The sequence below is a fragment of the Pontibacter flavimaris genome (assembly GCF_001907195.1).
Taxonomy (GTDB): Bacteria; Bacteroidota; Bacteroidia; order Cytophagales; family Hymenobacteraceae; genus Pontibacter; species Pontibacter flavimaris.
Genome location: NZ_LVWA01000002.1, coordinates 337877 through 357727, shown reverse-complemented (window position 1 = coordinate 357727; position 19851 = coordinate 337877). Strand labels below are relative to the sequence as shown.

The window sequence follows — 19851 nt, the reverse complement described above, 5'->3', positions numbered from 1 at the left end:
TCGATTATCATGAAGCATATTTTCTATAACTACAAGGTACTGGCACTGGCTATACTTGTATCGCTCTCCAGCTGCGGCGACATTCTGGAACCACAGCCGCGCCTCGATATTTCCTCCGAATCAGCCATTACGGACAAGCGCGGGGCAGAGGCTGCGTTATTGGGTGCCTACAGCGAACTGCAAAGCAACAACTACTACGGTTTTGCCTATCCGGCTCTGGCTTACCTGTCAGCCGATGGCGTGGACTGGTCTGGCTCCTACAATTTTTACCAGCAGTTCGATCTGAACGCGATCCCTTCCGAGAACAGCTCCATCAAGTCCGTGTGGAGCCAGATCTACCGGGTGGTGAATGTGTCCAATAACCTGATTGAAAAGGTGCCTGGCATTCAGGACCGGAACCTGACGGAGGTGCAGCGACAGAAGCTGTTGGGCGAGGCCTATTTCCTGCGGGCACTGGCATACTTTGACCTGGGCCGCGCCTGGGGCGGCGTGCCGCTGGTGTTGCAGCCAACCGTTGATAAGAACAGCGGGAAAGGCATCGGGCGTGCCACACTGGAGCAGACCTACGGGCAAGTGCTGGCAGACCTGGAGCAGGCAGAAGAACTTCTGCCTACGCTCACGGTTCGCTCCAGAGCATCTAAGGAAGCTGTTTGGGCGCTGAAAGCCAGGTTATACTTGTACCAGCAGAACTGGGAGAAGGCAGAGGAGTACGCTACCCTGGTGATCAACAGCGGCAAGGCGAGCCTGGTGCAACCGTACAGCGCTTTTTATACAGACAAACTGACAGAGGAGAGCATCCTGGAGCTGGCGTACGACAACGCCGACCGCAACTCTCACGCCAACTACTGGCTGACCAGCAGCCGTGGTGGCCGCTACGAGTGGAAGCCATCGGCCAGCATCACCCAGGATCTGCTGAACCCGGCAATCGGCGGTTCCCGTAGCGCCCTGATCGGATCGCAGGTGAACGGTGGCACCGAGACCATTTACGGACAGAAGTATACAAAAGTAGCAACGGGAGAGGATGGAGCTTTTATCCTCCGGGTGGCGGAGCAGTACCTGATCCGTGCTGAAGCGAGGCTGAAGCAGAACAACCTGCCAGGCGGGCTGGCTGACCTGAACGAAGTGCGCGCACGGGCTGAGTTGCAGCCATTGGTTATACTTGACCTGCAGGCGGCGCTGCTGGCTGTAGAGCAGGAGCGCAGGGTAGAGCTGGCATTCGAGGGCCATCGCTGGTTTGACCTCATCCGCACGGACAGGGCAGAGGAGGTGCTGGGTATAAAGGACCGCAACAAGCTGCTTTTCCCTATTCCGAACAGCGAGCTACTGGCAGATCCGGACCTGGGGCCGGAAGACCAGAACCCGGGTTACTAACCCGATCGGCAAATGCTGCTCGTATGAAAGAGGGCGAGAGGACAGGGGCGTTTCCCCGTTCTTTCGCCCTCTTATACTTTAGAAGCAACCAGCCCCTTGTAGGCCCTGGCAGCGTTGCGGCACTGTTATTGTCATCGGTAAGTCTGCTGGTTTCGGTCCGGGGGCAGGCTGCTGTACTCTCGAACCCTTGCTCCCTGGCAGAGCAATGCACAGTGGTGTTTTCACGGGTTGTACAATTAACACACGACCAGGTATCTGCCTTAGGGTAAGGGCGAAATGAAAGTGTCCGGCCATCCTGGAAGGTATAGGACGCTATAGCAACCGGGAGTCACTCTGTTGATGCTCCTTGCGATTCGAATAATAAATTATACTTTTACCTCAGGGCCGGGGAAGTCTCCGGAGACTGTATTAAAAGTATGATCACAACAATTTTTGTATTCAAATATCGTATATTAAAACATATAGAAGTATAGATCCATGAAGAAACTACTATTCCTTTTGACGCTCCTTATTACAACTGCCGCTCATGCACAGGATTGGCCTAACCTGAACAAGTATAAGGCCTCCAACGAGGAAATCATTGCTTCCTCCAAATATCCCAAAGCCGTATTTATGGGCAATTCGATCACGGAGGGGTGGTGGCAGCAGCGCCCGGAGTTTTTTGCCAAGCATGATCTTGTAGGGAGAGGAATAGGAGGGCAGACCACGCCTCAAATGCTGGTACGGTTCACCCCGGATGTGATCGACCTGAAGCCTAAAGTAGTGGTTATCCTGGCCGGGACAAATGATATTGCCGGAAATACAGGCCCTTCCTCTGTGAAGATGATCACCGATAACCTGGCGGCTATGGCGCAGCTGGCAAAAGCAAACGGCATCAAGGTGGTGTTGAGTTCCATACTACCGGTAAAGGAGTATCCGTGGAGTAAAGACGCTGACGCGGTCGGGATGATAGCGCAGGTGAACGCGTGGATGAAGCAGTATGCTGCAGAGCAGGGATTTGTGTACCTGGATTATTTCCCCCAGATGGCAGACGAGGAGCAGGGGCTAAAAAAGGTATACTCCGGCGATGGCGTGCACCCGAACCTGGAAGGCTATGCCGTGATGGAGCCGCTGGTGTTGAAGGCGGTTGAAGATGCGCTGCAACAAGGCAAGGAGAACTCCGGGAAAAAGAAAGCCCACAGGAGCAAGAAAAAATAAGCTTTTTCCCTTCCTGAAGACGGACCAGCCTTAGGAGCTGTCGCAACGGCAGCAAATATCTCGTTCTCACCATGGATGGATTTATACTATAGCCAGCTCAATTATACAGTTTAAAAGCTCCCGCTCGCTACTGGTGGGCGGGAGCTTTTTTAGGAAACCCCGGTGCCCTGTTTATACTTTAGCCATACTTTTATACTTGAATTTATACTTGTAGGCAAACAGGCGGGGCACCACCAGGCAACTCACCTCCCGAAGGGCACCCGGAACGAGGGCCCTTGTAAGTATAAAAGGCTGATTGATTATCAGTATTATACTTTTATCGCTAACTGCTTACCGAATTTGAAACCCATACGACCTTCCATAAAAGACATTGCCGCTCATCTGAATGTCTCCGTGACCACCGTCTCCTTTGTTTTGAACGGCAAGGGGCCGGAGATGCGCATTTCAGAGGAAGTGATCCAAAAGATCCTCGGCTACGCCCGGGAGATCAACTATAGGCCCAATCAACTGGCACAAAGCCTTCGCACCGGCAAGACCAATGTCATCGTTTTTATGGTCGAGGATATCTCTAACCCCTTCTTCGCCCGGCTGGCCCGCATCATCGAAGTCATCGCCTACCAGAAAGGCTACAAGGTTATCTTTTGCAGCAACGAGAACGACGACCGGCACACCGGGGAGCTCCTTCAGGTGTTCCGGGATCAGCAGGTAACCGGCTATATCATCATCCCTTCGGCAGGGGCCAAAAAGCAGATCAAGGCCCTGCTCCAGGAGGGCGTCCCCGTGATCCTCTTCGACCGTTACTTCCCCGAGCTGGAAACGAATTATGTGGTGATAGACAATGAGAACGCCACTTACCAGGCAACAAAACACCTCATCGGGAATGGCTACAGGAAGATTGGATTTGTAACGATTGCCGCCAGCCAAACCCAGATGGTGGACCGCTTAAAGGGATATAAAAAGGCGGTGAAAGAGGCAAAATTGAGAAGCCGGGTGCTGGAGTTGCCCTTCGGGGAAGATGCTTCGGAAGGTGAGGAGCATATGCGGAAGTTTTTTGAGGCTAACCCGGACCTGGATGCTGTTTTCTTTGCCACCAACTACCTGGCCCAGCAGGGCTTGCTGGTAATGCGGGAGCATTTCCCCGGCAAGCTGCACGCGTGGGGGATTATGAGCTTCGATGACAATGAGTTTTTCCGGATCCATACACCCTCTATTTCGGCGGTAGCCCAGCCGCTGGAAGAAATTGGCAGCAAGCTGATGGAGATCATGCTGGATTTACTGAAAAATGAGAAGAAAGCCCTGCACCAGGTGGTGCTGACGGCCAGGCTGCAGGAGCGGGACTCCTCGCAGCAGAAGGATGTCAAGAGCCTTTGATCGTGTTTGATGCCGCATCCATAGCTTCCTGCCGCGAATCCGGGAAGAGTGTAAGTAATTACTTTCTTCGTCCTTGTAAAGCTGTAATCTGTGGGTGGAAATAACTTCATATTTGCAAATGGGTATTTTTTTCGCTTTTTTGCTAAAACGATTTAGGAATACGGTATGATCAAGAGTTCCCTCAAGGTTTTAGGAATTGTATGCAGCTTTATGCTGGGCAGCTGCGCTACCATGCAGAAAGCCGCCATAGAACCGGTAGACCAGGTTAATCCCTACATGGGAAATATAAGTCACCTGCTGGTGCCAACCTACCCTACCATGCACCTGCCGAACGGCATGCTCCGGGTATACCCCGAACGAAACGACTATACGGGCGTGCGCCTTCGCGGCCTTCCTGTGGCCGTTACCAGCCACCGCGGGAGCTCCGCCTTCAGCCTGAACCCCTACCAGGGGCCTGCATCAGGGTTGAGATCGGTTATCAAGTATAGCTACGATCAGGAGAAGATCACCCCTTATTCCTATTCCGTTTACCTCGATGAGCAGGAGATGGACGTCCGCTACGGCCTTGCCTCACAGGCCGCTCTCTATGAAATCGACTTTGGGCGCCGGGAAGACTCATACCTGGTGATCAGCTCCAGGCAGGGGGAAATAAAGTGGGATGGGGAAGCACTTTCCGGTTACCAGGAGCTGGCAAACAACACACGCATTTATGTTTACATAGCGCCTGAGACGCAGCCTTCGAAAGTATCTGTGTTGCAGGAAGGAAAGCTTTCTGCCGGAACTGCTGCTACTGGCCGCGAAGCCAGTATGGTACTGGAATATCCTGCCTCCCAGCAATCGCTGAGGGTTCGTTATGGCATTTCCTTTATTGATGCCGCCCAGGCCAAACAAAATATGCAGCGCGAGGTAGCCGGCAAAAGTATAGCCGAGTTACAGAACCAGGCGCGTAAACAGTGGAACGAGGCACTCGGGAAGATCAGCATTGAAGGTGGCTCTGCGGATGAACGCATGGTTTTTTATACTTCGTTATACCGTACGTTTGAGCGACCGGTGAACATCACGGAAGATGGCCGGTACTTCAGTGCATTCGATGGCAAAGTGCACCAAACGGAGCGCAATTTCTACACCGACGACTGGATCTGGGATTCTTACCGGGCGCACCACCCGCTGAACGTGCTCATCGATCCGGCTAAAGAGGAGGATATCCTGCATTCCTTCGTGCTGATGGCCCGGCAAATGGACAGGTTCTGGCTGCCCACTTTCCCGGAGATCACCGGCGACAGCAGGCGCATGAATTCTAATCATGGCGTGGCAACCCTGCTCGACGCCTGGCAGAAAGGCCTGCGCAACTTTGATCTGAAGGCAGGCTACGAGGCTGCCAAAAACGCGATCACAGAGAAAACACTGGCTCCCTGGTCGGCAGCGCCTGCCGGAGAACTGGACCGTTTTTATAAAGAAAAAGGCTTTATCCCGGCTCTCAGGCCCGGAGAGGGGGAATATATCCCGGAGGTGAATTCCTTTGAGCGCCGTCAGGCCATTGCTGTAACGCTGGGAACCGCCTACGACCAGTGGGCGTTGGCAGGAATTGCCGATGAACTTGGTTACGCCGCCGACGCGAAGTATTTTAAGGAGAAATCTTACAACTATAGAAACCTGTTTAATCCGAAAACGGGGTTTTTCCATCCGAAGGACTCAGCCGGAAACTTCATCGAGCCTTTTGATTACAAATTCGCTGGCGGCATGGGTGCCCGTGATTATTATGGGGAGAACAATGCCTGGACTTACCAGTGGGACGTGCAGCACAACGTAGCCGACCTGATCTCCCTGATGGGGGGACGCGAAGCTTTCCTGAAGAACCTGGACCAGCTGTTTGAGGAGCCGCTGGGCAGGAGCAAGTTTGACTTTTACGCCCAGTTACCCGATCAGACGGGCAACGTGGGGCAGTTCTCCATGGCCAATGAGCCTTCCCTCCACATTCCATACTTGTACAACTATGCAGGCCAGCCTTGGAAAACCCAGAAGATGATCCGCTTCCTGGTGGATACCTGGTTCCGGAACGACCTGATGGGGGTGCCTGGTGATGAAGACGGGGGAGGGATGTCTGCCTTTGTAGTCTTCTCGCAGCTTGGCTTCTACCCGGTAACGCCCGGCATGCCGGTTTATAACATCGGCAGCCCGGTGTTTGAGAAGGCGGTTGTGGATCTGGGGAATGGAAAGGAGTTCCGAATCATTGCTAAAAACTATGATCCGGAGCACAAGTACATCCAGTCGGCGCGCCTGAACGGGAAAGAGTGGAACAAGCCGTGGTTCTCGCATGAAGACATCAGCAACGGTGGGGAACTGGAACTGACCATGGGGCTAAAGCCTAATAAGAATTGGGGAACCGCTGTGGAAGCAGCTCCGCCTTCCTTGAAATAATGCGAAAACCGGCTTTTTATACTTTCATAATAGTACTCCTGCTGGGCATGGGCTTTCCGGCCTACGCCCGGCAGGAGCGGGACCTGGTGGCGTATGTGAATACCCTGCAAGGCACCAACTCGTCTTTCAAGCTCACCTACGGCAATACCTATCCTACCACGGCTTTGCCTTTTGGCATGCACACCTGGACCCCGCAGACCGGAAAGAACGGCAATGGCTGGAAATACCAGTATGCCAAGGATTCGATCCGGGGTTTTCAGCAGGCACACCAATGCAGCTCCTGGAGCGGAGACTACGCGGTTTTTTCACTCATGCCGGTTGTAGGGGAGTTGAAACTGCACGAAGAAGAGCGCGCTACCCGGTTCAGCCACGCTAACGAACTAGGCAAGCCCCACTACTATAAGGTCACTCTTGACAACCAGATCACCACGGAGATTTCCCCTACTGAACGTGGTGCTCACCTGCGCTTCAGCTTTCCTGAAGGAGCGAGATCATACTTAGTACTGGATGGCTACAACGGCCTCAGTTCCGTAAAGATCGACCCGGACAACAACCGCATTACCGGCTATGTTTCCAACGGCCGGCTGGTCGGGAAGCTGCTGAATTATTTTGTCATCGAGTTTGATCAGCCTTTTAAAGCCTACGGCACCTGGGACAACCGCAAAGGTGGGCAGTGGCCTGGAGAAACCGCTGCAGAAGGGAAAGGTGTTGGCGCTTATCTCGAGTTCGCTTCAGGAAAAAAAGTACAAGCCCGGACCGCCTCCTCTTATGTTAGTCTGCAGCAGGCCAGGCTTACCCTGGAACAGGAGCTCGGGAAACACACGGCTCTGGAGGACACCAGAGAGGCAGCCCGTAAAGTATGGAACAAGCAACTGGGGAAGGTGGTCGTGGAAGGCGGCACAGAAGAGCAGCTGCGCACCTTTTACTCCACCCTATTCCGGGCCAACCTGTTTTCCCGCAAGTTCTATGAAGTGAATGCAGCCGGAGAGCCGTATTATTTCAGCCCCTATGACCTGAAACTTCACGAAGGATATCTTTTTACCGATACCGGCTTCTGGGATACCTTCAGGGCGCAATTCCCCCTCAACACCATTTTGCACCCCACCCAGCACGGGCGCTACATGGCCGCCTTGCTGGATGTGCAGGAGCAAAGCGGCTGGCTGCCGAGCTGGTCTTTCCCGCATGAGAACGGCGGCATGATCGGGAACCACGCCATAACATTGCTTACCGATGCCTGGGTGAAGGGCATCCGCACTTTCGATCCGCAAAAGGCACTGGAAGCATACTACCACACGGCTACCAACAAAGGTCCCTGGGGGCCTTCGAACGGGCGGGAAGGCTGGCAGGAATATTACACCTTAGGGTATGTTCCCTATCCAAAGTATGAAGAAGGCACCGCCAAGACCCTGGAGTATGCCTACGACGATTTCACCGGCTACCAATTGGCTAAGATGACCGACAATGCCTTTTACCAAGGCGTCTTCGAGCGCCAGATGTATAATTACCGCTACGTGTTCGATCCTGCAACAGGCTTTATGCGTGGGCGTCAGGCTAATGGCAAATGGAACCCGGACTTTGACCCTTTCGAATGGGGAGGCCCCTTTACCGAAGCGAATGCCTGGCACTACCTCTGGTCAGTCTTCCACGATGTGCAGGGGCTGATCGGCTTGCTTGGCGGGGAGGAGCGGTTTGTGAGCAAGCTGGATTCGGTATTTTCCTCACCCAATACGGTAAACACGGGCTCCTATGGCTACATGATACACGAGATGACGGAAATGCAGCTGGCCAATATGGGCCAGTACGCGCACGGAAACCAGCCGATCCAGCACATGATCTATCTCTATAACTATGCCGGGCAGCCCTGGAAGGCGCAGTACTGGGCACGGCAGGTGATGGAGCGCCTGTACAATTCCACCGAGAACGGCTACCCCGGAGACGAGGACCAGGGACAGACATCTTCCTGGTATGTGCTGAGTGCCTTAGGCTTTTACAGTGTGACGCCGGGTACGGACGAGTATGTGCTGGGGAGTCCGGTTTTCAGGAAAGCGACCATTAACCTGGAAAACGGGAAACAATTTATCGTTGAGGCGGAAGGAAACAGCAAGGAGAACGTGTACATCCGGTCGGCCAGGTTAAACGGGAAAGCCTATTCGAAGAACTACATCCGGCATGCGGATATCGTGGATGGGGGGCACCTGAAGTATAAAATGAGCAGCAAACCCAACAAGTCGAGAGGGACCAAAGAAAGCGACAAGCCATACTCTGTTTCCCGTTGAGGTGAGGTTCAAATAGAAGTATAAAATCAAGCTTATAACCAGAGCTGCCATAGCAGAAGAAAGTGAAATAAGGAATCATATGAAAAGAAGAAACTTTATACAGAATGCAGCCCTTGCCGGAGGTTTTGTCATGCTGGACCCTTTGTCAGCCGTTGGGGCGCCGTCGCTGACCGATATTCTTTCCAAGCGTTTTCCGGAGGTGAGAACCCCGGAGGCGAAGCGTCATTTCAGCAGCAAGGTGATCGAGAAAGCCATTAAGGAGTTCGGCAAAAAGGTAAAGGACGAGGAACTGGCCTGGCTATTCAATAACTGCTTCCCTAACACGCTGGATACCACCGTTACCTATTCCGAAAAGAACGGCCGCCCGGATACCTATGTGATCACCGGCGACATCGACGCGATGTGGCTGCGCGACAGTTCGGCGCAAGTATGGCCCTACCTGCCGTTTACCAAGAAAGACAAGAACCTCAAGAACCTGATCGCGGGAGTCATCAACCGGCAGACCAGCTACGTCCTGAAGGACCCTTACGCAAACGCCTTCTACAACGATCCGACCCAGACAGGCCATTGGGTGAAAGACATCACCGACATGCAACCGGGCGTACACGAGCGCAAGTGGGAGATCGACTCCCTGTGCTACCCGATCCGCCTGGGCTACGGCTACTGGAAAACCACCGGAGATACGTCGCCTTTCAATGAGGACTGGCAAAACGCCATCAAGCTGATCCTGAAAACCTTTAAAAACCAGCAGCTGAAGGATGGGAAGGGTGACTATTCTTTTCAGCGGGAAACGGCCTCAGGTACCGATACCAGGGCGCTGCAAGGCTATGGTTATCCTGTCAAGCCGGTGGGGCTGATCGCTTCGGCTTTCCGGCCAAGCGATGATGCCACGGTGTTCTCCTTCCTGGTGCCCTCCAACTTCTTTGCCGTGGTTAGTTTGCAGCAGGCGGCCGAGATGATGACGGAGCTTGCCAAGGACAAGGCAACGGCTGACGAGTTAAAACAGCTGAGTGATGAGGTGAAAGTAGCCCTGCAAAACCATGCGGTGGTGAATCACCCTAACCACGGGAAAATCTATGCCTTTGAGGTGGACGGCTATGGCAACCATTTGCTGATGGATGACGCCAATGTTCCGAGCTTACTGTCCCTCCCATACCTGGGCGCTGTGGATAGCGAAGATCCTATTTACAAGAATACCCGCCGCTTTATACTTTCCCTGGACAACCCTTTCTTCTTTAAGGGCAAAGTCGCGGAAGGCATTGGTGGGCCTCACATTGCGGTCGATACGATCTGGCACATGTCCATCATCGTGCAGGCCTTGACCACTAAGGATGAGAAGGAAATCCAGAAGTGCATCGGTATGCTGAAGTCGACCCACGCGGGCACCGGGTTCATGCACGAGGCCTTCCACAAGGACGATGCCTCGCAATTTACGCGTAAGTGGTTTGCCTGGGCGAACACCTTATTTGGGGAGCTGCTCTGGAAGACGTACCAGGAAAAACCGCAATTGCTATAGGGAGAGTGGCTGTGGTCAGAATAAGTATGCTACAGCTAAATCAGAATGGATGAATGACAAAAGATAGGAAGATTGCCCTGGGAGTTGATATCGGGGGAAGCCACATTACGGCGGCGGCAGTGTGTCTGGACCAGTTCGAGGTCATTCCCGGCACCAGCATCAACCAGAAGCTTGATAGCAAGGCTTCGAAAGAAGCTATTTTGGAAGCCTGGGCCGGTACGATCCGGGAGGCGCTAAGCCACCGTGCATGTAATGAAAGTATGGAGCTTGCCGGCATTGGTATTGCCATGCCAGGTCCGTTCGATTACCCGAACGGTGTCGCGATGTTTGCCGGGAACGATAAGTATGAATGCCTTTATAGGGTGGACGTTCGCAAACCGTTGAGTGCGTTGATCAACATCCCGGAGGAGAAGATTCACTTCTTCAACGACGCCTCTTCCTTTGCGGTGGGCGCTGCCCTACAGCAGCAGGTGCTTCATAAAAGAACTGTGGCCCTCACCCTGGGCACCGGCTTTGGAGCAGCATTCCTGCTAAATGCCCTGCCCACGATCGAAGACGCGCTGATTCCGGAGAACGGGTGCCTGTGGGATAAGGAGTTTAAAGACGGCATTGCCGATGATTACTTTTCTACCCGCTGGTTTGTGCGTAAGTATAGGGCCATGACAGGAGAGACCCATACCGGCGTGCGGGAAATTGTGGCCTCACATAGTGAAGCAAAGCATGAGGTTTTCCAGGAGTTTGTGGAAAACCTGACCGTATTCCTGTCGCCGCACCTGGAGAAATTTAACGCGGAGGCGCTTTTGATCGGCGGGAACATCGCCAGATCACACCACCTTTTCGTGGAGGCATTGAGGGACACGCTGGGCGTGCCGCTTGGGCTGCAAATTGAGATTGTGGAGGACACCGAGAACTGTAACATGCTGGGCGCCTCACATTTGATGAAGCTGGATTACTGGAAGCAACAAGCGGCATTAAAGGCGTTCTTTTAAGGTTGGCTATACTTGTGGAACTGGCCTGTGCTAAAACAGACCTAACGTATTAAGGACCTGTTCGGTGAATCCGGGCAGGTCCTTATACTTTGTATAGTCACCTTAGTTTATACTTTAGTCCATACTTTCATACTTTATACTTCAGCCTATACTTATACTTCCTGGCTTTGCCCATGCTTTTATACTTTTAGCTACACCGCAGTGCGCGTGCCAAAGGTGTTCTAAATTCATACTTTCTGGTGATACTTTAGGCCGGTCCCGGGAGCAGAGTGTTCCTTTCGCTAGCTGCAAAGGTTTACTTCTTTAACTGACTTATACTTCTATACTTCCCATTGGCAGCCTCTGTCTGCTTGCTTATCCAAAGATGTCCCTTACCTGGCGTCAGGCGGTGCCGGATACTCCATGAATTCCTGAACGAAGGGGCTTATACTTTCAAATCCCTCCGGGGCTGGTCGGGTGCTGAGGGCGCGCAAGAACCAATCTGGCATCTGTATAACCTCACGATTTAAATGAATTTAATAGGGTTGAGTGGTTGATTACTATTATGTCAAACTGCTCCCTGAAATTCAGGTATCTCCCCTGTCGGGCCCGGCCTGACGAAGATCCTTCCACCGGACGGGGAGGGTGCTGCCCCGGCACTGTGGAGACTCACTCACTTTGGGATGGCCTTACTTCCATCAGATTCTCCAAAAGCCTGCCTTGGCATAGTATAATTGGGGCAGTCGCGCGCAGGCGGCAGCGGCAGGGCGTAGACGCCAGATTTGTATGGTAATATGACGGAAATTGCCCGCTGCCAGGCCTCATTTGGGAGCTGGTTACAGGCTGCCAGCCGGATATGTTTTTGGCCTCAGGAGGCCTCTAAGTGAGTACTAGCTCGCTTTATATATTTTATCAGCGATTTTCTAATATTTTGGTTGCATTTTACTAAAACGTTTTAGTACATTTGATTCTGTTGTGGAGCGATGCTTTTCAGCCACTTAGGGTTGATGCAAGGCCATAAAGGTTCAAAGTTCAATTAACATCCAAAAGTTATGACAGATATTTACTTTAACAGGCGTTTGCGCAAGGGATGGCGGTTGGTGTCTCTCGCTGCTCTCTTACCGCTCTTCCCTTCTCAGGCAAGTGCTACGTTCTACAAAGCGCCCGAAAGCGGTTTAGTCCTTGCATCCGTTCAGGACCGGACAACAGTTACGGGCAAAATAACAGACGACCAGGGGGTGTTACTTCCGGGTGCCAGCATCGTGGAGAAAGGAACTACAAACGGTGTAACGTCCGATTCCGATGGCAATTTCACCATTCGGGTGGGGCAGAGCGCCGTACTGGTTGTCACATACCTGGGGTATAAGCCACAGGAGGTAAACGTTTCCGGCCGAACTAACGTGACTGTTGCTCTGGAATTAGATGCAACCGGCCTGGGAGAGGTTGAGGTGGTTGCGGTTGGATACGGAACCCAGAAAAAGGAAAACCTGACGTCGGCTATTTCTACCATCAAAGCCGAGGACATCACCACCACTACCAGTTCGAGCCTGGCGCAGAGCCTTCAGGGAAAGGTCCCGGGACTGCAGATCCGCCAGCAGGACGGGGAGCCGGGTAGCTTTTCATCTTCCATCAATATCCGTGGGTTCGGGGAGCCGCTCTACGTGATCGACGGGATTGTGCGGGACGGAGGGGTAGAGTTCCAGCAGCTTAACCCGAACGATATCGAGAGCATCACCATCCTCAAGGATGCCTCTGCTGCCATCTACGGCCTGAACGCTGCCAACGGCGTTATCCTGGTAACCACCAAGAAAGGTGTTATCGGGAAGCCCACCTTTAACTATAATGGTACCGTAGGTTTTCAGACGCCCACCAACGTGCCGGAAATGTCGACGGCAGGGCAGTACCTCGAAATGTATAACGATGCCGTTTTCTATCGCGACGGCAACCACTACCTTTCGGCTGATGAGCTGCAGAATTGGCGCGAGGGAGGTGCCGGTTTCAGGAGCACGGACTGGTTTGACGAAACCTTCAAGGACTACGCTACCCAGCACCAGCATAACTTCTCCGTGCGTGGGGGCACAGAGAAGGCCGATTACTTCGTGAGCCTTGGAACCTTCTCCGAGGGTGGCTTATTCAAAAGCAACGACATCAATTATAACCGGTATAACTTCCGCTCCAACCTTGGCCTGCAGCTTACCGACAACCTGAGGGCGGAAGTGATGCTCTCCGGGAAGTATAGCGAAAGGGAATACCCGGGCGGTGACGGATTCATGTGGATCTACAAAGGCACCATCATCAGCCACCCGCACGAGCGTCCTTTCATCAACGATGACCCCAACTTCCCTGCCAACATCCACAACCAGCAGAACCCGGTGCTGATGGCTCAGGATAGCTATGCAGGCTACACCACCAACGAGAACAAGGACTTTACCTCCTCTGCTTCCCTGGCCTGGGATGTGCCCTTCCTGCAGGGGCTGGAAGCAAGGGCTACGGCCTCCTACGACAGCCGGAACATGTTTAACAAAAACGTATGGAAGAACTATACGGTCTACTCTCAGGACCTGGCGCCGCAGGTGATCAACCCGCCACGCATTGCCAATGCCATTGATGATGCCAACCGCCTGGTGTTCCAGGGGCAGCTGACGTATGAAAACACCTTCTTTGATAAGCACAACGTGAGTGCAACAGCGGTTTTCGAGCAGAAGCACTATGAGAAGAAGTACTCTTACCTGAAACGGGAGTATGACTTCTTCACCACCGACGTGGTGGACTTTGCCGGAGGTCTTCAGACCAATTCAGGCAGCGAAGTAGAGGAAGCCACCATGTCCTACATCGGGCGCGTCAACTACGACTTCGCAGCGAAGTACCTGGCGAGCTTTGCCTTCCGCTACGACGGCTCGTACCGCTACGCCCCAGGCCACCGCTGGGCTTTCTTCCCGACTGTATCTGCCGGCTGGAGGATTTCGGAAGAGAATTTTGTCAAAAACAACTTCAACTTTATCAACGACCTGAAGATCAGAGGATCTTATGGCCAGATTGGTGAAAACGTGGGCGCTGCCTTTCAGCACGTGCTGGGCTTCAGCCCTGCAGCCAACCAGGGTGCAGAATTCACCAACGGTATCGTGACGGGTGGCATGGTTGCCCCTGGGGTGATCAACCCGAACTTCACCTGGGTAGAGTCGACCATTGCCGATATCGGGGTAGAAGGTAGCTTCTTTAACGACAAGCTGAGCTTTGAGGCAGACTACTATGAGCGGGAGAAAACCGGGAAACTGAAAACCCGTGAAGGCGGCCTGCCCAACACTTTTGGGGGAGAGATGCCGATTGAGAACCTGGAGAGTGAACTGACAAGGGGTTTCGACTTCATTGTTTCCCACCGCAACAGCATCAACGATTTCACCTATGGCATCAGTGCCAACATGAACCTTGCCCGCACGATGCACAAGGTGGTGGATAAACCAGATCCGACCAGCAGCTGGGACCGCTGGAGACACGGTTTCCCGGACAGGTGGAACGACATGGTATGGGGCTACGACAGAATCGGGCAGTTCCAGAACCAGGATCAAATCAATGAGGGTCCGATCCATGGGGGCAACCTCGGCAACTCGCGTATCCTGCCTGGGGACTTCATGTATGATGACGTGAACGGCGACGGGATTATCGACGGAAAAGACGTGATGCCGATCTTTCGAAACGGTACGCCGAAGTTGTTCTATGGCTTCACGCTGACTGCCGATTATAAGAACTTCGATATGACTGCCGTGTTCCAGGGAGCGGCCCTGTACACCATCCGCTTCAATGAGGTATACAGCCAGATGTTCTTCAATGGCGGAAATATCCCCGCCTACTTCTACGACAGATGGCACCTGGCCAACCCGTATGACCCGAACTCGGAGTGGGTGCCCGGAAAATGGCCTGCCAACCGCTTTGCGGAGTACATGCAGTCTTCCTACAGGGAGAGCGACGCCTGGAGGATGAATGCCAGCTACCTGCGCATGAAGAGCTTAGAGGTCGGCTACACCATCCCGGCGCACATCACCGGCAAGTCTTTCCTGAATCAGGTACGGGTTTACGCCAACGCACACAACCTGCTGACATTCTCTGATTCCTTCCTGAAGCAATTCGACCCTGAGAAACACGAAGGGCAATATCAGGGCGGTTACAACTACCCGCTGATGCAGAGTTTCAACTTCGGCGTGAATGTTTCCTTTTAAATTAAATCGATCATGAAAAATAGAAGCTTTACATACTTGCTTATAGCGCTCCTGCTAGGAACCTTCAGCTCCTGTAATGATACCCTGGACGTGGAGCCGAAGAACAAGGTGCCTGCAGAGGCTGTGCTTTCCGACCCGAGCGGGATCAGGAGCTACCTGGCCAATATGTATTATGAGTTGCCTGTAGAAGATTTCGTGTACTTCCCGCGTGCCGGGTTCAACGCCCGCGGAAACACGGGTTCCCTGTCCTTATCCCAGTACGGCCTGGAGGCCATTCACTCCGAGTGGCCCAACTGGAACGAGTTCAACAACCAATGGTGGGGGCGGGGATACCAGCTTAACCGGGATATAAACCTGCTTGAAGAATCTGCGGCTAAGGTTGATTTCTCAGAAGCGGAAAGAAAGGGGATCGAAGGAGAGATCGCATTCCTGCGGGCCTATACTTACTATGGGCTGGTGAAGCGATATGGCGGGGTGCCCATTGTCACGGAGAACCAGGATTACACGACTGATTGGGAGAGCCTGCGTGTGCCGCGAAACACCGAAAAAGAGACCTGGGATTTTGTGCTGGCACAACTGGATATCGCCTTTGAAAAACTTCCGGAGACCCGGCAGAGCGTAGACGAAAGCAAGAGAAGAGCCACGAAATGGGCAGCGGCGGGCCTTAAGTCGCGCGTTGCCCTCCACGCAGCCTCCGTGGCGAAGTATTGGGATCGTGCTCCTCTTTCAGGCGAAGCTGTTTCCGCCGGATTGGTAGGGATGCCTGCCTCTGAAGCAAACCGGTACTACCAGGAGGCTATTGCGGCTTCCGAGGCAGTGATCAATTCCGGTCAGTTCGGACTATACATGTCGAGCCCGGCAAACCCGCAGGAGGCTGCCAAAAACTACCAGAAACTGTTCATGGAGCCGAATGACGCGCTGACGGAAGTGCTCTTTATGAAAGGCTACGGCTATGCCGGCGGACCGCTGGCGCACGACTATGATGGCTGGAACAATCCTAACCAGACCGGAGAGGGTTTCCCGCACGTAGGACGCACCAACCCTGTGCTGGAGCTTGTCGACCAATACGAGAGTTATGAGCACCCGGGAGAGGCTGCGCCAATTGTGACGACCACTGATGGGCAGGTACAGCTTGGGGAGTTCAATCCTTCAGCCGAGTACCTCCGGTTCGCTTCCCCGGAAGAGATTTTTGAGGGCAAAGATGCACGCTTCTTCGCTTCCGTCATCCATCCCGGAGCAGAATGGAAAGGCACGGAGATCGTTATTCAGGGAGGTATCGTCCGTCCGGATGGCAGTGTCCTGAGCACGAAGGGCTCCGTGGAGCACAATGGAACAACCTACCACGCCTACGGGGCTGCGACGACAAACCAATACTCGGGCTTTGACGGAACGCCAAACATGACGCGTACAGGCTTCCTGATGAAGAAATTCCTGGATGAGGGAGCTAGCATCAACACCTGGTTACAATCAACCACCGACTTTATTGACATACGGTATGCGGAAGTGCTGCTGAACTATGCCGAGGCGGTAGCCGAAAGCGGACTTGGGAATGCGGACCTTGCCGCCCAGGGGCTGAACGCCATCCGAAGAAGGGCAGGGCATACGGTCGATATCCCGCTGACGCTGGAGAATGTCCTGCGGGAGCGCTCTGTGGAACTGGCCTTCGAGAACAAGGAATACTGGGACCTGATAAGAAGACGCACTTACCACCAGATCTTTAACAACTACGTGAAGACGGCCCTGGTGCCCATGCTGGACCTACGCGGAGAGGAGCCGGCCTATATCTATATCCGGAAGAAAGTGCCGGGTGCGCAGCCTAACACCTTCCCGGAGAGAGATTACTACAGGAGCATCCCTGGTGTAAACAACAACGGAGTTATTCAGAACCCACAACATTAAGAAAGACGGTTATGAAAAGTATAAAGACCTTAAGCATTGCACTGCTCAGCCTGTTCCTTCTGGGGGGGTGTGAATTAAACGAGCTTGACAACTACGAGGGCCCGAACGCAAGCATCAACGGAGGGATCTATGACCAGGAAACAGGGGAACTGATTCAGCAGGACATCATCAACGGGATGCAGATCGAGTATACGGAGCACGGGTATGATAATCCGCAAATCCAGTATGTGGTGGTAAAGAACGACGGCACCTACCGCAACAACCTGATGTTCGCGGGTACCTATACCATCAGGCCGGTACGCGGAAACTTCGTGCCGGTGGAATCGGAGGAGATTGTGGTGAAGGGGAATACCGTGAAGAATTTTGAGGTACAGCCCTACATCCGCGTCCGGAATGTGCAGATCGAAAAGCAGGGAAACAAGGTCGTGGCTACGTTCAACCTGGACCAGACGGTGACGAATAAGGTCAGCCGGATTGGCTTATTTGCCCATCAGGAGCCGACCGTCGGGGCGCCCCTCAACGCTGTAGCGTCGGTGGTTAACTTCAACCAGGTGAGCAACGACGTGACGCAGTACAGACTCGAGATTAACCTGGAGGCCAACAGCGGCAATCTGAAGCCTGGCAATAAATACTACTTCAGGGTAGGAGCCTTGATTGACGCTCCCGAGGCAAAGTATAACTATGCGCCGCCCGTTCTTCTGGAAATATAATCTGCAAGGGAGTTAAAGCAGGAGCCTTTGCTAAGAGGCTCCTGCATGAAACTGCTTTAACTTGAAATCAATAAATCATTTGAAATTATGAGACCTTTTCTACAAGGACAAATGAAAGTGCTCCTGTACGTGTTACTGAGCCTTTTCACCCTGACGTCAGTATCCTGTGACAAAGACGATGATGTACAGGGCATTGAGCAGTCGGTGGTGTTGGATACTGACAAGGCAACGCTTCAGGTAGGGGATGAGCTGGTTGTAAAGCCCACCTTCACACCCAAGGTAAGTCCGCAGCGAACCTACAGCTGGGCAACCAATAATCCTGATGTGGCGGGCATCAGTATGAATGATGACTACTCCGCCGTGGTTACCGCCAAAAGAAGCGGGGTTGCCACCATGACTTTCTCCTCTTCCGACAGGAAGGTGAGTGCCTCTTTCGAGGTGACGGTTACTGGTCCGGAAGACGACGGCGTGATCAAGGTACTGGCCATCGGGAACAGCTTTTCTGAGGATGCCATAGAAAGCTACCTTTACGAACTGGCGGCGGCCGAGAATGTGCCGATCGTGATCGGTAACCTCTACATAGGAGGCGCTTCTTTGGATCTGCACTGGAGCAACGCACAGGGCAATGCCCCTGCCTATGATTACAGGAAGATAGAGAACGGAGAGAAAACAAGTACGCCTCAGACAACGATTGAATATGCGATAACCGACGAGAACTGGGATTATGTCAGCTTTCAGCAGGTAAGCGGCAACTCAGGGAAGTATGAAACCTTCACAACGCCGCTGCCCGCTCTCGTGAAGTATGTGAAAGAACACGCTACCAATCCGGAGGCGCGCTATATCCTGCACCAAACCTGGGCCTACGACGAAAGTTCCACCCACTCAGACTTTCCAAACTATGGGAATGACCAGAAGGTGATGTATGAGTCCATAGTGGAGGCGGTTCGGAAGGCAAAGATCGCCTTCGACATGGATTACGTGATTCCGGCGGGCACCGCCATACAGAACGGGCGCAACACCCTGATCGGCGACAACTTTACCCGGGACGGCTACCACCTGGACTTCGGGATTGGCAGATACACGGCTGCAAGCACCTGGTTTGAGGCGCTAACCGGAATCAATGTGGTGGGCAACTCCTATAAACCAGCTGGCCTGACGGAGCTTGATGCGGAGATAGCGCAACACGCCGCGCACGCCGCCGTGGTGAATCCGGATAAGGTTACCATACTTTCCGATTATCAGGCAGGGGAGGCCGCGCCGTTGACGGCACCGGTTTATGTGAACCTTGGGCACAAGATCGTTCCTAAATGGAACACGCTGGGAGACCATCACGAGGGAGCTTCCATTGGAAACCTGAAAGATGAGAATGATGCCTATACCAACATTTCCCTGGTTGTGACGCAGCGTTTCAATGCGATGAACGAGGCAGGGGAGAGTGTGACAAACACAGACTTCAACATGCCGGCTGAGGTTTCGACGCAATCATACTACGGGAATACCCGTGGCGTATGGCAGAACCTGGAGATCAGGCAGAGCCAGATCACCTTGTCTGGTTTGGATAAGAACACCACCTATAACCTGTGTTTCTATGGTTCAAGATCGGGTGTTGGCGATAACCGGGAGACGAAGTTCATCGTTGGCGGGGAGAACGCAAAAACAGTATACCTGCAGACGTCGAACAACAAGGACCAAACGGTGTGCGCAGATGGCATACAGCCGGATTTCAACGGAAATATCACGGTTACCGTGACGGCGGGCGAGAATAATAATAACGGGTCAGGGTTCTACTATTTTGGTGCCATGCGGCTCGCTCCGGGACAATAGGTTGATTGATTGTGAATAGATTGATTGGACCAGAGTTTACTTTAATGTGGACTCTGGTTCTTTTTTTAAGCTGTACCAAGTATAGTA

11 protein-coding genes are annotated in these 19851 nt (G+C 53.1%); all 11 read left to right on the top strand.

The window, feature by feature from the left end:
• The first annotated feature begins 9 nt into the window (after positions 1-9).
• Positions 10-1371 (top strand): RagB/SusD family nutrient uptake outer membrane protein, encoded by a 1362-nt coding sequence (locus A3841_RS01455; RefSeq protein ID WP_073850505.1) that lies wholly within the window; start codon positions 10-12, stop codon positions 1369-1371.
• A gap of 477 nt (positions 1372-1848) precedes the next feature.
• Positions 1849-2568, top strand: coding sequence for an SGNH/GDSL hydrolase family protein (locus tag A3841_RS01450; RefSeq protein WP_073850504.1), 720 nt, complete (start codon positions 1849-1851; stop codon positions 2566-2568).
• Positions 2569-2907: 339 nt separating this feature from the next.
• Entirely contained in the window at positions 2908-3939 is a 1032-nt protein-coding gene (locus tag A3841_RS01445) for a LacI family DNA-binding transcriptional regulator (RefSeq protein ID WP_073850503.1), read from the top strand.
• A 165-nt stretch (positions 3940-4104) separates the two neighbouring features.
• Positions 4105-6357 carry a GH92 family glycosyl hydrolase gene (locus tag A3841_RS01440; RefSeq protein WP_073850502.1) on the top strand — a complete coding sequence of 751 codons (2253 nt, stop codon included), beginning with the start codon at positions 4105-4107 and terminating at the stop codon, positions 6355-6357.
• Positions 6357-8633: a GH92 family glycosyl hydrolase gene (locus tag A3841_RS01435; RefSeq protein ID WP_073850501.1), complete on the top strand. Its 2277-nt coding sequence runs from the start codon at positions 6357-6359 to the stop codon at positions 8631-8633. The genes A3841_RS01440 and A3841_RS01435 overlap by 1 nt, the downstream gene beginning before the upstream one ends.
• Positions 8634-8712: 79 nt before the next feature.
• Entirely contained in the window at positions 8713-10149 is a 1437-nt protein-coding gene (locus A3841_RS01430) for a glycoside hydrolase family 125 protein (RefSeq protein ID WP_073850500.1), read from the top strand.
• A gap of 53 nt (positions 10150-10202) precedes the next feature.
• A complete protein-coding gene (locus A3841_RS01425; RefSeq protein WP_073850499.1) occupies positions 10203-11138 on the top strand; it encodes an ROK family protein in 936 nt (311 codons plus the stop codon).
• A gap of 1031 nt (positions 11139-12169) precedes the next feature.
• Positions 12170-15331, top strand: coding sequence for a SusC/RagA family TonB-linked outer membrane protein (locus A3841_RS01420; protein ID WP_083610115.1), 3162 nt, complete (start codon positions 12170-12172; stop codon positions 15329-15331).
• A 12-nt stretch (positions 15332-15343) separates the two neighbouring features.
• Entirely contained in the window at positions 15344-17230 is a 1887-nt protein-coding gene (locus A3841_RS01415; protein ID WP_073850498.1) for a RagB/SusD family nutrient uptake outer membrane protein, read from the top strand.
• Positions 17231-17241: 11 nt separating this feature from the next.
• Entirely contained in the window at positions 17242-17940 is a 699-nt protein-coding gene (locus A3841_RS01410; RefSeq protein ID WP_073850497.1) for a DUF3823 domain-containing protein, read from the top strand.
• Positions 17941-18027: 87 nt separating this feature from the next.
• A complete protein-coding gene (locus A3841_RS01405; protein WP_083610112.1) occupies positions 18028-19764 on the top strand; it encodes a DUF4886 domain-containing protein in 1737 nt (578 codons plus the stop codon).
• Positions 19765-19851 lie beyond the last annotated feature (87 nt).

What these genes read in the sequence shown, in the direction of transcription:
- A3841_RS01455 (WP_073850505.1), top strand. Translation starts at nt 10, where the DNA reads ATGAAGCATATTTTCTATAACTACAAGGTACTGGCACTGGCTATACTT.
- A3841_RS01450 (WP_073850504.1), top strand. Translation starts at nt 1,849, where the DNA reads ATGAAGAAACTACTATTCCTTTTGACGCTCCTTATTACAACTGCCGCT.
- A3841_RS01440 (WP_073850502.1), top strand. Translation starts at nt 4,105, where the DNA reads ATGATCAAGAGTTCCCTCAAGGTTTTAGGAATTGTATGCAGCTTTATG.
- A3841_RS01435 (WP_073850501.1), top strand. Translation starts at nt 6,357, where the DNA reads ATGCGAAAACCGGCTTTTTATACTTTCATAATAGTACTCCTGCTGGGC.
- A3841_RS01430 (WP_073850500.1), top strand. Translation starts at nt 8,713, where the DNA reads ATGAAAAGAAGAAACTTTATACAGAATGCAGCCCTTGCCGGAGGTTTT.
- A3841_RS01425 (WP_073850499.1), top strand. Translation starts at nt 10,203, where the DNA reads ATGACAAAAGATAGGAAGATTGCCCTGGGAGTTGATATCGGGGGAAGC.
- A3841_RS01420 (WP_083610115.1), top strand. Translation starts at nt 12,170, where the DNA reads ATGACAGATATTTACTTTAACAGGCGTTTGCGCAAGGGATGGCGGTTG.
- A3841_RS01415 (WP_073850498.1), top strand. Translation starts at nt 15,344, where the DNA reads ATGAAAAATAGAAGCTTTACATACTTGCTTATAGCGCTCCTGCTAGGA.
- A3841_RS01410 (WP_073850497.1), top strand. Translation starts at nt 17,242, where the DNA reads ATGAAAAGTATAAAGACCTTAAGCATTGCACTGCTCAGCCTGTTCCTT.
- A3841_RS01405 (WP_083610112.1), top strand. Translation starts at nt 18,028, where the DNA reads ATGAGACCTTTTCTACAAGGACAAATGAAAGTGCTCCTGTACGTGTTA.